Annotated in this window: 14 protein-coding genes; 4 read left to right on the top strand and 10 right to left on the bottom strand. The window is 64.5% G+C overall.

Annotated features, from left to right (window positions below; translation table 11 throughout):
• Positions 1–173: 173 nt before the first annotated feature.
• Together P6U27_RS10920 and P6U27_RS10925 are read right to left on the bottom strand one after the other, a co-directional pair.
• Positions 174–3,308 (bottom strand): efflux RND transporter permease subunit, encoded by a 3,135-nt coding sequence (locus P6U27_RS10920; RefSeq protein WP_407194029.1) that lies wholly within the window; start codon positions 3,306–3,308, stop codon positions 174–176.
• On the bottom strand, positions 3,298–4,365 hold the full coding sequence (locus tag P6U27_RS10925; protein WP_407194030.1) for an efflux RND transporter periplasmic adaptor subunit: 1,068 nt from the start codon (positions 4,363–4,365) through the stop codon (positions 3,298–3,300). Before P6U27_RS10925 ends, P6U27_RS10920 begins: the two co-directional genes overlap by 11 nt.
• 204 nt (positions 4,366–4,569) lie before the next feature.
• Here P6U27_RS10925 and P6U27_RS10930 point away from each other — a divergent pair, with 204 nt between their 5' ends.
• Complete coding sequence (locus P6U27_RS10930; protein ID WP_122406536.1) at positions 4,570–4,779, top strand: hypothetical protein; 210 nt, start codon at positions 4,570–4,572, stop codon at positions 4,777–4,779.
• A gap of 9 nt (positions 4,780–4,788) precedes the next feature.
• On the opposite strand, the gene P6U27_RS10935 is transcribed toward P6U27_RS10930, so the two are convergent.
• The 5 genes from P6U27_RS10935 to P6U27_RS10955 form a co-directional block, all read right to left on the bottom strand.
• Positions 4,789–5,136 carry a hypothetical protein gene (locus P6U27_RS10935; protein WP_122406537.1) on the bottom strand — a complete coding sequence of 116 codons (348 nt, stop codon included), beginning with the start codon at positions 5,134–5,136 and terminating at the stop codon, positions 4,789–4,791.
• A gap of 26 nt (positions 5,137–5,162) precedes the next feature.
• On the bottom strand, positions 5,163–5,909 hold the full coding sequence (locus P6U27_RS10940) for a pentapeptide repeat-containing protein (RefSeq protein ID WP_407194435.1): 747 nt from the start codon (positions 5,907–5,909) through the stop codon (positions 5,163–5,165).
• A gap of 81 nt (positions 5,910–5,990) precedes the next feature.
• On the bottom strand, positions 5,991–6,719 hold the full coding sequence (locus P6U27_RS10945) for an ABC transporter ATP-binding protein (protein WP_407194031.1): 729 nt from the start codon (positions 6,717–6,719) through the stop codon (positions 5,991–5,993).
• Positions 6,709–7,446, bottom strand: coding sequence for an ABC transporter permease (locus P6U27_RS10950; protein WP_122402185.1), 738 nt, complete (start codon positions 7,444–7,446; stop codon positions 6,709–6,711). The genes P6U27_RS10945 and P6U27_RS10950 overlap by 11 nt, the downstream gene beginning before the upstream one ends.
• Before the next feature lies 1 nt (position 7,447).
• Positions 7,448–8,428, bottom strand: coding sequence for an ABC transporter substrate-binding protein (locus P6U27_RS10955; RefSeq protein ID WP_407194436.1), 981 nt, complete (start codon positions 8,426–8,428; stop codon positions 7,448–7,450).
• A gap of 87 nt (positions 8,429–8,515) precedes the next feature.
• Between P6U27_RS10955 and P6U27_RS10960 the strand changes: the two genes are divergently transcribed.
• Positions 8,516–8,875, top strand: a complete 360-nt coding sequence (locus P6U27_RS10960) for a hypothetical protein (protein WP_407194032.1) — start codon at positions 8,516–8,518, stop codon at positions 8,873–8,875.
• A 271-nt stretch (positions 8,876–9,146) separates the two neighbouring features.
• Here the strand turns inward: P6U27_RS10960 and P6U27_RS10965 are convergent, their stop codons facing one another.
• Both P6U27_RS10965 and P6U27_RS10970 read right to left on the bottom strand, forming a co-directional pair.
• Positions 9,147–9,965 carry a quinoprotein dehydrogenase-associated SoxYZ-like carrier gene (locus P6U27_RS10965; protein ID WP_407194033.1) on the bottom strand — a complete coding sequence of 273 codons (819 nt, stop codon included), beginning with the start codon at positions 9,963–9,965 and terminating at the stop codon, positions 9,147–9,149.
• Positions 9,966–10,015: 50 nt separating this feature from the next.
• Positions 10,016–10,939 (bottom strand): quinoprotein relay system zinc metallohydrolase 2, encoded by a 924-nt coding sequence (locus tag P6U27_RS10970; RefSeq protein ID WP_407194034.1) that lies wholly within the window; start codon positions 10,937–10,939, stop codon positions 10,016–10,018.
• Between the two features lie 127 nt (positions 10,940–11,066).
• On the opposite strand from P6U27_RS10970, the gene P6U27_RS10975 reads away from it, so the two are divergent.
• Both P6U27_RS10975 and P6U27_RS10980 read left to right on the top strand, forming a co-directional pair.
• A complete protein-coding gene (locus P6U27_RS10975) occupies positions 11,067–11,951 on the top strand; it encodes a substrate-binding domain-containing protein (protein WP_407194035.1) in 885 nt (294 codons plus the stop codon).
• Positions 11,948–12,505, top strand: a complete 558-nt coding sequence (locus P6U27_RS10980) for a PQQ-dependent catabolism-associated CXXCW motif protein (RefSeq protein WP_407194036.1) — start codon at positions 11,948–11,950, stop codon at positions 12,503–12,505. The genes P6U27_RS10975 and P6U27_RS10980 overlap by 4 nt, the downstream gene beginning before the upstream one ends.
• Positions 12,506–12,560: 55 nt before the next feature.
• On the opposite strand, the gene P6U27_RS10985 is transcribed toward P6U27_RS10980, so the two are convergent.
• On the bottom strand, positions 12,561–12,866 hold the full coding sequence (locus P6U27_RS10985) for a copper-binding protein (protein ID WP_129144501.1): 306 nt from the start codon (positions 12,864–12,866) through the stop codon (positions 12,561–12,563).
• Between the last annotated feature and the right edge of the window lie 38 nt (positions 12,867–12,904).

The raw sequence follows: 12,904 nt of genomic DNA on the forward strand, positions 1-12,904 counted from the left end.
TCGCAGCCGTGGCAGTGTCTTGGCGTCAAAGCAGTTCATCTGGCTTCGTAACGTCGTGCCGCGATGGCGGTCGATGAGCGCGCTCGAAAGCCTCAACCGCCAGTGCGGCATCCTGCCCAGCGTTGCTGCCGCTTTCCTGACGATGTGGTCGAGACCGTAACTCGGATCGGCGTTCATCCAGCACGAACCTTGAAACGTGCGTAGCGAAGCGCAAGGGTAGGCAGGACCAGCAGACTAAGTGCCATCGAGGTCATGAGGCCGCCAAGGATGACGATCGCCATCGGGCCTTCGATTTCACGACCTGGTTCCCCTGCGCCTATGGCGAGCGGCAGCAATCCCAAGCCGGTGACGAGAGACGTCATCAGGATCGGGACAAGACGATCCGCCGCCCCCTCGATCGCGGTTTCAGGTCCCCATACACGACCATCGATCAGGACGAGATGTTCGTAGTGGGAAATCATGAGGATCGAGTTCCGCAAGGTGATTCCGAACAGCGTGACGAAGCCGACCATCGACCCGAGCGAAAGCAGGCCGCCCGTCAACGCGAGCGCGAGCACGCCACCGACCAATGCAAACGGTAGATTGATCATCACCAGCAACAGATTTCGCCAATGGCCGGTGACCATCGAGAGCAGAACGACGATGCCCGTCCCTGCCAGTAAAGAATTGACGATGAGATCGCGCCGCGACCGGGCTTGAGCCTCGGCCGCTCCGGCAAATTCAATGCGGGCGCCGGGCGGGAGTTTGACTTCGCGGGCAAGCTTGCGTTTGGCGGCGGCCACGAAGGATTCGAGATCGCGTCCACTGACGTTCGCCGTTACTGTCTGTACGCGCTGCGCATTCTGGTGCTGGATCTGATAGCGGCCCGACGTTTCATAGACGTCGGCGATCTGCTTGAGCAGAATGTAGGCGCCGCTCGGTGTGCGCACCGGCAGGTCGCCGATCTGGGTGAGCCGCGCGCGGGCGGGTGCATCGAGGATGACGATGATATTGAAGACGGCATTGCCTTCATATCCCTGGCCGACGATGTCGCCCTGATAGGCGGTACGCACCAGCTCGAGCACTTCGACCGCATCGAGTCCCCAGCGTTGCAGATCGGTCGGCCGAAGCGTCACATTGACCTGCGGCATGCCCGGAGGCGTGCGTCGCTGCACGTCGGCGGCACCCCCGACTTCGTCGAGCTCTCGTGCGACGTCGCGTGCAGCGCGATCAAGTGAGTCGAGATCAGGCCCGTAGATGTTGATGACCACCGCTGCGGAGAATCCGGAGACGGTTTCCTCCACGCGCTCGGTCAGGTAGGTCTTGCTCGAGAAGGAAACCCCGGGAAAGTCGGCGAAGGCCGCCCTGATGCGCGCTTCTGCTTCGGATTGTGCCTGACCGGAGAGCCCGGGCTCCAGATCGACCTCGAACTCGCTGGAATGCGGACCAACCGTGTCGATGCCGGCCTCGGCCCGGCCAACGTGCTGCGCCACCGTGCGAATGCCCTGGATGTGCCGGAGCGTATCGGTCATCAATTTGCCGATGCGAAGAGATTCGTCGAGCGAGGTGCCTGGGATCGCGGAGACGTGCAGGATCAGATGACCTTCCCGCAGATCCGGCAGGAAGGTTCCGCCGAAGAAGGGCAGCATCGCCGCTCCCGCGATCGTGACGGCCGCGGTTGCCGTCATCACCAGCTTCGGGAAGCGGCCGATACGGCGCAGCAAGGCCTGGTAATAGCGGCGGGACCAGCGCACTGCCGGGGGTTCATGCAGGCGCCGTTCGCCGCTTCTCCCGACGAGGAGCAGCATGGAGAGCGCCGGTGTCACCGTCAGAGCGACCGCGAGCGATGCGATCACCGCGAAGACGTAGGCGATGCCGAGGGGGCCGAACAGACGGCCGGCAATGCCGGAAAGCGCCAGGATCGGAAAGAACACCAGCAGGACCGCAAACGTCGCATAGGCAACTGCGGTGCGCACCTCGAGGAAAGCGTCCAGCACCACGCGGGCTTCGGCTTTCGGCGCCGTCGTTCGGCGATTTTCGCGTAACCGGCGTACGACGTTCTCGACCCCGATCACGGCGTCATCGACGACTTCGCCGATCGCGATTGCGAGGCCGCCCAGCGTCATCGTGTTGAGAGTTTCGCCCATCCATTGCAGTGCGAGCACTGCTGCTATCAACGACAGGGGGATTGCCGTGCAACTGATGATCGAGGTGCGCCAGTCGAACAGAAATAGAAAGAGAACGACGACCACGAGTGCTCCGCCGATCAACAGCGCGTTGAGGACGCTCTCGGTCGCCGCATCGATGAAATCGGCCGGACGAAATATGTCCGCATGGAGCCTGACGCCGTCGGCTTCGAGGCCAGGCCGCAGCTCCTGCAGTGCAGCTTCCGCGCGTGCGGTGACCTCCCGTGTATTCGCGCCATATTGCTGGCTGACCATGAGCATGATGCCAGGCACGCCGTCGATGAGAGCGGCGCCGATCGGCGGCTCGGGAGCGGTCACGACGGTGGCGACGTCGCCGAGAACCACGCTGGCGCCGCCTTCGTGCAGAAGCACGGTGCGGGCCAGCTGGTCGGGCGTCAACGACTGTCCCTGGGTTTGCAGCGTGATGCGCTGATTGGCGGTATCGATGAAGCCGGCGCCGCGAACGCCGGTGGCCTTGCGCGCGGCAGCCAGCACGTCATTCAGACCGACCCGGAAGCGGATCAGATCGTCCGGGCGGACCTGCACTTGGAGAGACCTGACGTCTTTGCCGTAAGTCGAGACTTGGGCCACGCCTTGCACCGCCAGAAGCCGTCTTGCCACGGTCCAGTCGGCAATGGTGCGCAAATCCATCAGCGAACGCTGGTCGGACGTGAGGCCAATCACCAGCACGGTGCCGGCCAGCGGGGTCAATGGTGTCATCGACGGCGGCTGAACGCCCTGCGGCAGCCGCGCGGCCGCGACGGTTAGACGTTCGGTCACCAATTGGCGCGCCCGATAGATATCGCTGCGCGGCTGGAAGACGACGGTCACGACCGAGAGGCCCTGGATCGATGACGAGCGCAGGCTCTCGACGCCGGCCAGGCCGTTGATCGACGTTTCGATCGGTTGCGTGACCAGGATCTCGACATGCTCCGGGCTGAGGCCGGGGGCTTCGGTCTGGATCGTCACCTGCGGCGGTGCGAATTCAGGGAAGACGCCGTATTTGGCTTCACCAAGGGCGAACAGGCCATAGCCCAGGAGGGCAAACGAAAGCGCGAGCACGATGCCGCGGAAGCGGATGGCGAATGCGACGACGGCGGCTTGCGGCCCTGACCTGCCGGAGCCGGTGTCATCAGTCGTCATCGCCACCCCGAAGCTCGCTCTTGGCCTCCTCGGACAACAGGACCTGCGCGCCCCGCATGACGATTTCGGACCCGGATGGGATGTCCCGGACGACGTAGTCGTCATCGGAGACCGGCTGATCCATGCTGATCGGATGCCGTCGGAAGCTGTCGGGACCTACACGCAGGTAGACCCATGATCGACCCTGCCACCGCACGATCGCGGTGTCCTCGATGAACACGCCCTCGTAGGTGTTGCCCGAAGGCACATAGACCGTGGTGTTCATGCCGGGCAGCAAGCCGCTATCGCCCGGCACGGAGAAGAAGAAGCTCAATCCCTGAATACGCGGGTCGGTGCGCGTTGCCGGAGAGATGTAGTGGAGATCGATATTTGCATTACGCGTCGGCGCCTGCGCCAGTGCCGTGGCTGGAGTGCCGTCGACGGTCACGCCGGGCGGCAGCGTCACCTGAACCAGAAACTGGTCGCGTTCGATCAGCCTGACAACGGCAGGCGAGCGCTCGACGATTCCGCGGCCGATGACCGGGCCCCATTCCTGCCGGGCCGTTGCGACGAGAGTCCTGAGCTGCGATTCCGCCGCGGTCAGCGCCGCCTTGTCGATCCGCAACGTTCCCTCTGCGGTCTCGGCTTCCTTCTTCGGGAGGGCGGCGGAGTCGACGAGATTCTTGATCCGGTCGTATGCGCTCTTGGCGACTTCGAGCTTCGCCTGCGCCGTCTGGAGTTGGGCTTGCGCATTGGCGTAGCTGTTTGTGAGCTCCGTGATGCGGGAGATATCGAGCACGGCGCCATAGGCGCGGAATTTCTCGGGATGTGGAGCTGCCTCCAGCGCCGCGGTTTCGAGCCCGACCTGTGCCTGCTGGCTCGGCGTCAGCTTGACCACCGGCTGGTCGCTTTCTGCGGTGCGGGAAGGCTCAGTGCGGCCCGAATTCGATTTGTCCGGCTGCATCTCCGCCGCCGCAGCTCGCCGGGCGTAACCCGTGACAGCCCAGGTGCTGGCGATGAGCATCAGCACGCAGACTGCGGGCGCGACGCCGCGCCGGGAGGTTTCCGTAAGAGCCATCAGCCTGTTAGCAGTTTCAGGAACGAGCTTATTGACGAAATTGGCGGGCGGCAAGGCGCCGGTTGCACGTCCGTCACTTCGGTGACGGTCGAAGCGTGTGGGCGCGAGTGACCATTCCCGCATGGCTCACGCCCGTTTGAAACTTCCGGCTGCCTCAGCCGTAGGTTCTATGGTAATTTCTTCATGATCCCTGAGGATCCCGGCATGAACCCGATTGACCTGGTGGTGACTGTGTGTGCGGTGCTCTCGCCTGCGACTTGCGAGGAGCAGCATCTGGTGTTCAACTATTTCGGGTCGCCCCGCCAATGCGTGATGGCCGCGCCGCCTTATATCGCGCAATGGGTCGGCGAGCATCCGAAATGGCAGGCGGTGCGGTGGCGCTGCGAATATCCGCACACGCATGACAAGGCATGAGCGGCGGCGCTACTTGGTGCAATCCTTCAGATCCTTATCGGCGATTGAGAACACCGCGTCGGCCCTGATCTCGATGCCGCGGACGATGCACTGCCGGCCGTTCGGATAGCTTACTTTGGCATCGTAATGGCCCGGCTCGACGCCGATGATGCGCAGCCGCTCGTCGTGGTCGACCTCCTTGTCCTTGTCGTTCAAGCATTGGTTCGGACCCCAATCGGTCCTGCCGGCGGGAGCGAGTTGGAAGCCGGAGATCGTCTCAGTCGTCAGATTCCAGAGCCGGATTCCTTTGCCCTTGGCCTGCGCGGCGGCTTCGCCGGCAAGCGTCAACAACGCGATCAAAGCCAGAATCCAACGCATCAGCCAGTCCTCCCAATGGCGGGCCGTCATTCCCTGATCAGGCGCTCGCGGTTCCTTGCCTTGTCGAAATTCTTGGCGCGGTCAAGGCCGTTCGGAGCGATCAGCTTCGCCGAGACGAGATCGGCGCCGTCGAAATCGGCATCGATGACGATAGCGCCGGTCAGATCGGCGCCGCCGAGTTCGGCGTTTTTCAGTGATGCCCCGCTCAGGTCGGCACCCCTGAGGGTCGCGAATTCGAGGTCGACGCGCGACAAGTCGGCGTTGCGCGCGTTCAGCCGTTCCAGATTGGCGGATCTCAGCACCGCGCGCATCAGCCCCATCGACTGGTTGCGCATATCGGCGCCAAGCTTCGCGTCCGCGATCGAGGCGCCAATCATGCTTGCGCCGGTGAGATCGGCAGCGATGCGCGCTCCCGACAGGTTCGCCCCGTCGAGACGTGCGCGGGCCATTTGCGACGCGAACAGATGGGCGGACTTCAGGCTTGCGCCGGTAAGATCTGCATCCAGCAGCCACGCCTGATCGAGGATTGCACCGTCAAGCTTGGCGTCCCGGAGTATCGTCCTGTTGAGCCGCGCGGCGCGGAGAACCGCGTTGGACAGGTCCAGGCCCGAGAGATCGAGGCCCGACAGGCGTTTGCCGGTGAAATCGGCAGGCCGCGCAGCGCTGGCTTCGGCCAGCACGGCCTCGACCTCGGGCCTCGTCATTTCGGCCGAGACCATCGCGGGCGAGGTGAGGTCGACGCCACGCATCATGTCCTGCGCGCTCGCGGTCATCGCCACGAGTGCAAGACCAAGCGCGAAGGCGACCGTCCGCGCCGCCGCCAGCCCAGTCTAGCACGTTCGCCAGGCGACCGGCTACGAGACATCTCGCTCAGTGCGGTCGCCTTGAATTCGTTGGGCGAGGCTGGTCTTGATCGCCGCAATCTCGGCCTCGCCGCGTGTGTCGCGCGGGATACCGATAGGCACCTCGGCCACGATTCGCGCTGGCCGGGGCGACAGGAAGAACAGCCGATCGCCCAGCCGCACCGCATCGGCCAGGCTGTGTGTCACCAAAAGCGTCATCACCGGACGGCTCGCGACGAGCGTTGCAATCTCATCGCGCAGGCGTCCGGCGAGAGCGTCATCGAGCGACGCCAGCGGTTCGTCGAGCACCAGGATATCCGGCTCGACGGCAAAGGCGCGGGCGAGCGCCACGCGTCGGGCCAAACCCAGCGAGAGCTCACCGGGATAGTGGTCGCGGTGCGCTTCCAGCTCGAGGATTTTGAACAGCTCGGCGAGCCTGGCATCAGCGATGTCGGGGGCAGCCAGCCGCACATTCTGCTCGACCGAGCGCCACGGCAGCAGTCGCGGCTCCTGGAACACCATGCCGATCCGCGCCTCCGGCGGCCGCGCGATGCGGCCTGCAAAGTCGTGGTCCAATCCCAGGATGATGCGCAGCATGGTGCTCTTGCCGCAGCCGGACGGGCCGATCAGCACGCCGACCTCGCCGGACCGAAGCGCGAACTTGACCGGCGCCAGCACCTCGTGCGTTCCGCCCGCGGCACTCCTGAAGGTCTTGCCTGATATCTCGACCTCAAGCCGCACGGGGCCGCCACCTGTTTGCGCGGGCTTCGAACGGCTGCACCAGCAAGGTTTCGATGACGAGCACGACGGCGGCGAAGGTCAGGGAATAGGCCAGCAGCCGCGGCGTGTCGAACAGCTGGAAGGCGACGCCGATCTCGAAGCCGACACCGTTCGGCCGTCCGAGCAACTCGGCGACCAGCACGATCTTCCACACCAGCGACAGCCCGGAGCGCGCGGAGGCTGCGATATAGGGCGCGAGCTGCGGCAGCACGACGTGGCGGAAGGCGCGCCAGCGCGGCATCGCGAACACGCTCGCCATCTCGTCGAGCGAGCGGTCGAGCGCGCGGGTGCCCTCGCGCAAGGTGACGATGGCGGTCGGCAGCTTGTTGATGGCGATCGCTGCGATTGCGGCAGCCTCGGAGAGGCCCGCCCAGATATAGGCCAGCACGATCACGACCAATGCAGGCAGATTGAGCAGCAGGATCAGCCAGGGATCGCCGAGCCGATCGGCGAGCTTGACCCGGCCCATCAGGTAGCCCATCGCGCTGCCGAGCGACATCGCCAGCACGAAGGCGAGCGCGACGCGTGCCAGCGTGGCGCCGAGATGCAGGAACAGCGCGCCGGATGAGGCCTCCGCGATCATGACCTGGAGCACGGCCGGCGGGGAGGGCAGCTTTGCGCCCCCGACGAACAACGCGGCGATCCACCAGATTGCGAGGAAAAGGGCGAACGAGAGAAGACGCAGCACCTCAATCTCCGGGGCCTGCGTGATAGAAGGTGCCGGGGTCGAGCTCGGCTGCGGGGCCGACGAGGTCGCGGCCGCCGATCTCGGCCAGCACGCGGTAGAGCACGCGTGCATCGTTCTCCTCGTCGTCGATGCTCCGGCGCGGAATACCGTCGCGATAGCGATCGCGGTAGGTCTTGAGCACGGCCGGGTCGGTAGCGCCGGTGAGCGGCCCGACATTGTCCCAGGCTGCATCCGAAGTCGCCAGCAGCTCCTTGGCCTTGCGGGCCATCGCGATGAAGCGCGCCACGGCGTCGCGATGGCTCGCGGCCCAGTTCTCGTCGAAGACATAGCCGACCGCGGCGACGGTGCCCTTGGCGCCCAGCGTCGGCAAAATGTCCTCGATCCCGGTGAGGCGTCTAAAACCCTTGGCTTCGAGCTGGGCGCAGAAATTCCAGAAGTTGAGGCTCGCATCCATCTCGCCATCGAGCGCCTTGGCAGCGATCAGGGGCGGCGCGCCGTAGACAATGGTTGCTTCCGATTTCAGGTCGATGCCGTCCTGCTTCATCCGCGCCTGGAGCAGCAGCCAGCTCTTGTCGATCGCCCCGCCGGCGACCGCGAGCTTGCGGCCCTTCAGATCCGCGAGCGTCTTGATCGGCGAAGAAGCCGGCACCATAACCGCGCCGAGCGCGCTGGAATAGGGATAGAAGGTGAGCTTGGCTCCGAGCGCACGCTCGCGCGACACCCACAGCCAGTCGGACAGGATGATGTCGGCGCTGCCGGCGCGCATCGCGATCTTGCCGGCCTCGGTGCTCGCGAGCTCGGTGACCTGCAGCGACAGGCCGGCCTCCTTGTCGAGGCCGGCGCTGCGGATCGCGGCCAGCTCCCAGGAGAATGTTCCGGTCTTCTGCACCGCCAAGCGGATGGTATCCGCAGCGCGGACCGGCACGGCTAGCGTCAGCGCCAGCGGCACCGCGAACGCCAATATTCGTCCCCAAACTCTCATCACCTTGTGAGCCGCTTCCTCTGACCGAGTGCTTTTCAGGACAATAGGCATAGCATAGCTTTGGTCGCAACCAGCGGGAGGACGCGCATGAAACTGGCCGGGCAGCTAGGACGGATTGTCGCCGCATTGGCGGTACTGGCCGCTTCCGTATGCGTGGCGCGGGCCGAGGAGGCCAATGACTATCCGACCGCGGCGCGCGCGGAATATGTCTATGGCTGCATGAAAGCCAATGGCGAGAGCCGACAGTCCATCGAGCAATGTTCCTGCTCGATCGACGTGGTTGCCTCGATCGTGCCCTACGAGCGCTATGTTACCGCAGAGACCGCGCTCAGCATGTCGCAAGTACGCGGCAATCTCGGCGTCCAGTTCCGCACCTCGGAGCAGGCGAACGCGGCGGTGAATGATTTGCGCCGCGCGCAGGCGGAAGCCGAGGTGAGATGCTTTTGATTATCGCGCGTAGGCGGTGCCATCCCTTCTCCCTTGCGGCCCCTTGCGGGAGAAGGTGGCGCGAAGCGCCGGATGAGGGGGTCTCACCGTGCGCTCAGCTGTGGAGACATACCCCTCACCCGTCTCGCCGCTAAAGCATGATCCGGAAAAGTGCGACGCGGTTTTCCGGAAAGATCATGCGTAATCAACAAGCTAAAGCGCGATGACGATTCATTCAAATCTCATTGCGCTTTAGCGCGAGGGGAGAGGGAAGGGCAGCGCAAGCCGCGCGCTAAGTCCCGGGCTTCTCCACGTCCCATTCATTCCGAAACACGTGCCCATCGGTGTCCTTTGCCTCGGCGCGGAAATGCTTGGCGCCGTTGGAGACATAGGTGAAGCGCAGGTTGGGATCTTCCGAGATCGAGATGCCGCCTTCCATCGACAGCACCGGGCTGTCGTCCTGCGTCAGCTTGATCTGGTTGATGAAGAAGGCCGGGATATAGAGCTGCGTGACCTGGTCCATCTGCAGCCCGGAATTGTTGGGATGGCCGATCATGATCTGCGCCTCGCGCACGCGGCTCGCCGGCGCCTCCTCGCGTGCGAACTGCCGGTAGCGCATCTGGCCGAGCCGATTCCTGGCTTCCTCGACATTCTTTGCCGCTGGCGCCGAGCAGCCGCCGGAGGCTTTCACATAGACTTTCGAGACATAGAGCTGGCCGTCGCTGAGCTCGGCCACCGCATGCACGTCGGTGTAATTGTTGACGCGCACGCGTGTCGAGATCTCCATGACATTGGCGTCCGGACCGAGCTCGAACTTCGCCGCCATAGGCGCGGGATTGCGATCGATCACCAGTGTGATCGAACGGATACGCCTGTTGTCGCCAGGCGACAGCTTGCTGCGCAAGGTGACCGGCACGATCGCGGCATCCTCGGCGCGATAGGGCATCTCGATGCCGATGACGCCGCTGCCGTCGTTCATCGGACGGTTGCTGAAGATGTCCTGCACCAGGCCCGGCCAGGGATCGTAGGCCTCTTCGGCCTGCGCGGGCGTCGCGAAAGCGAGGCCGAGCAGGAGACCGGTGAGCGTCAGGCGGCGTGTGCATCCCGTCATGGTCATGGTCCTGCGGACGATACATCGTTCGCTGCAGCCTAGCGCGCCAGCTACTCCCATTCAATTTCCGAGAATGCTGCAGTTGCGTTGCGGGCGTTGTAGTCGTCGAACAGCTGCCAATGCGGCCGTTCCGACGCGGCCGCCTTGTCCGCGGCGGCGCGGATCGGCTCGCCGTTCTTGTTCAGCGTGCGGACGTCGGACAGCAGCGTTGACAGGTAACGCCGCTCATCGGTCAGTGCGGCAGGCCAGCCGCTCACCGGGCCATGACCGGGAACGACCCGCAGCGCCGGGATCGCCTCGAGCCGCTTCAATGTGTCGAGCCAGCCGCGGATGCTCCCGTCCATGACCGGAATGTGGCGGAGAAAGACCAGGTCGCCCGCAAACAGGGTCTTGGTCGTCTCGTCGTACACGGTCAGGTCGGTGTCGCTGTGTCCGGCCGGCCAGGCGCGCAACGTCAGGCGCCGCGCTCCCAAATCCAGGATCGTCGTGTCCGAAACCAGCAGGCTCGGGGCGATGATCTTGACGGCATCGATCAGCTCGCTGCCCATGATGCGGCGGAAATTATTGAGATAGAACGGCCCGCGCGTCGCCAGTGCCTGCGGCAGCCTGCTGTGGCCGACGAAGCTGGTTCCGTCCGCAACAAAGGCGGCATTGCCGAAGACATGGTCGGGATGACCGTGAGTGTTGATGACATAGCGGATCGGCTTGGATGTATGGGCCCGCACGGCGGCCAGCAGCGTCTCGCCTTCGCGACGGCTGCCGCCGGTGTCGATCACGGCTACGGCCTCATCGCCCACGATGAAGCCGACATTGGCAATGTCGCCCTCGTTCTCGCGGTTCATCAGGGCGATGGTCCCGGAGTGTACGAAGATTCCAGGCGCGACTTCGCTCACAGGCAATTCGGCCGCCCCGGCGCGTGCTAGCGTCGAGAGTCCCAGGGACAAGGCTGCGATCACGAGAGCGATGCGAGACACTTTTCCGCCTCAGTTCAAAGGGTTTGTCTCATTGCGCTGCAACAAAGCGAGGCCGGCACAAACATGGCACACATGGCGCGTCATGCGTTGCATGGATAACATTCAACCAAAACGAGGAGGAAGCGCGATGACGCAGGCCGGACGACATCGTCGCTGGATGTTTTCACTGTGGGTCCTGGTTGCATCCTGTGCGTTCGGCGGTGTCGCCAGCGCGCAGACCAACGAAACCGGCGACCTCTCGTTCGAGCTGGTCGATCCCAAGGTGCTGCGCGTCTGCGCCGATCCGCGCAACCTGCCGTTCTCCAACGAGAAGGGCGAGGGGTTCGAGAACAAGCTCGCCGAATTCCTGGCGGACAAGCTGCAGAAGAAGCTCGACTACGTCTTCTTTCCGCAGGCCACCGGTTTCGTGCGGATGACGCTGGGCGCCCATCGCTGCGACGTCATCATGGGCTTCCCGCAAGGTGACGATCTCGTGCAGGGCACCAATCCCTATTACCGCACGACCTATGCGCTGGTCGCGAAGGTCGGCAGCGGGCTCGAGGACGTCGACACGCTGGAGGACGCGCGCCTGAAGGGCAGGCACATCGGCATCGTCGCCGGCACGCCGCCGGCGACCAACATGGCATTGGCCGGCCTGATGGGCGACGCCAAGCCCTATCCGTTGATGATCGACACGCGCTTCGACAATTCGGCGCAGGCGATGATCGATGACCTCGTCGCCGGAAAGATCGATGCCGGCGTATTGTGGGGACCGATGGCCGGCTACTATGCGAAGAAGGCCGGTTCTTCGCTTCACGTCACGCCGCTGGTGAAAGAAACCACCGGCCCGAAGCTGGTCTATCGCATCGGCATGGGCGTGCGCCCTGCCGACCAGAACTGGAAGCGGCAATTGAACAAGCTGATCCAGGAGAACCAGGGCGAGATCAACAAGATCCTGCTCGATTTCGGCGTGCCGCTGCTGGATGAGAGTGATCGGCCGCTCGGCGCGGAGACGGCCAAGAAGACGCCGTGAGATGGCCTGTTGCCGCTGCGCTGGCTGCCGCCATCCTGGCGGCGCCGGCAATTGGGCAGCAGCAGGAGCCGTTCGAGCCCGAGGGCTATCGCACCGACAATTATCGCGCGCCGGTGCCGGCGACGCTCGCTGGCGCGCGCGTGCTCACGACGGAGGAGGCGGAGACGATCTGGCGCGCGAACAGCGGCGCCTTCGTCGACGTGATGCCGCGCCCGCCGAAACCGAAGAATCTTCCTGCCGGCACGGTGTGGCGCGACGCGCCGCGCAGGAACATTCCGGGCAGCATCTGGCTGCCCGACACAGGCTACGGCACGCTGCCATCCGCCATGGACGACTATCTCCAGCGTGGCCTCGCGCGCGCCTCCCGCGGCGACAAGGCCGCGCTGCTCGTAATCTATTGTCTGGCCGACTGCTGGATGTCCTGGAACGCCGCCAAGCGTGCATTGGCGTCCGGCTATTCCAATGTCGCCTGGTATCCTGATGGCACCGACGGCTGGGAGCGGGCAAAACTTCCGACCGAGGAAGCGCACCCGGAGTCCCGCCCGGACCAGTAACGATTGGGCGTAGGTGCTCTGCCTGTCCCTGCAAGCGGGAGAGGCAGAGACAGTGCTACGGCTTCTGCTTCTGCAGCTTGGTCAGCGTGCCTGTGCCGTTGGTCTCGGTCGCCGAATACGTCACGCTGTCGCCGGCATGGACGGCGTCCAGCATCGCGGCATCCTTCGCTTTGTACTCCTGGAGCGCGCCGGCGCTGCCTGCGCTGGCGCCGACCGTGCCTTTCTGTGTCTGCTGGATCGAGATCGTGCCGTTGAGCCGATCGATCCGCGTGATCATCCCGGTCATATCGTCAGCAAGGGCGCTGGTTGCGAGCATGCTGAGGGCTGCAGCGCCCGCGAAGACGAATATTTTTGTTCCCATCGAGACCTCCCGACGTCTGGAGTTCATTTCGACAAGCT

It is taken from the genome of Bradyrhizobium sp. STM 3566 (assembly GCF_045571445.1).
Lineage (GTDB): Bacteria > Pseudomonadota > Alphaproteobacteria > Rhizobiales > Xanthobacteraceae > Bradyrhizobium > Bradyrhizobium vignae.

What these genes read in the sequence shown, in the direction of transcription:
- P6U27_RS10920 (WP_407194029.1), bottom strand. Translation starts at nt 3,308, where the DNA reads ATGACGACTGATGACACCGGCTCCGGCAGGTCAGGGCCGCAAGCCGCC.
- P6U27_RS10925 (WP_407194030.1), bottom strand. Translation starts at nt 4,365, where the DNA reads ATGGCTCTTACGGAAACCTCCCGGCGCGGCGTCGCGCCCGCAGTCTGC.
- P6U27_RS10930 (WP_122406536.1), top strand. Translation starts at nt 4,570, where the DNA reads ATGAACCCGATTGACCTGGTGGTGACTGTGTGTGCGGTGCTCTCGCCT.
- P6U27_RS10935 (WP_122406537.1), bottom strand. Translation starts at nt 5,136, where the DNA reads ATGCGTTGGATTCTGGCTTTGATCGCGTTGTTGACGCTTGCCGGCGAA.
- P6U27_RS10940 (WP_407194435.1), bottom strand. Translation starts at nt 5,909, where the DNA reads ATGACCGCGAGCGCGCAGGACATGATGCGTGGCGTCGACCTCACCTCG.
- P6U27_RS10955 (WP_407194436.1), bottom strand. Translation starts at nt 8,428, where the DNA reads ATGAGAGTTTGGGGACGAATATTGGCGTTCGCGGTGCCGCTGGCGCTG.
- P6U27_RS10960 (WP_407194032.1), top strand. Translation starts at nt 8,516, where the DNA reads ATGAAACTGGCCGGGCAGCTAGGACGGATTGTCGCCGCATTGGCGGTA.
- P6U27_RS10965 (WP_407194033.1), bottom strand. Translation starts at nt 9,965, where the DNA reads ATGACGGGATGCACACGCCGCCTGACGCTCACCGGTCTCCTGCTCGGC.
- P6U27_RS10975 (WP_407194035.1), top strand. Translation starts at nt 11,067, where the DNA reads ATGACGCAGGCCGGACGACATCGTCGCTGGATGTTTTCACTGTGGGTC.
- P6U27_RS10985 (WP_129144501.1), bottom strand. Translation starts at nt 12,866, where the DNA reads ATGGGAACAAAAATATTCGTCTTCGCGGGCGCTGCAGCCCTCAGCATG.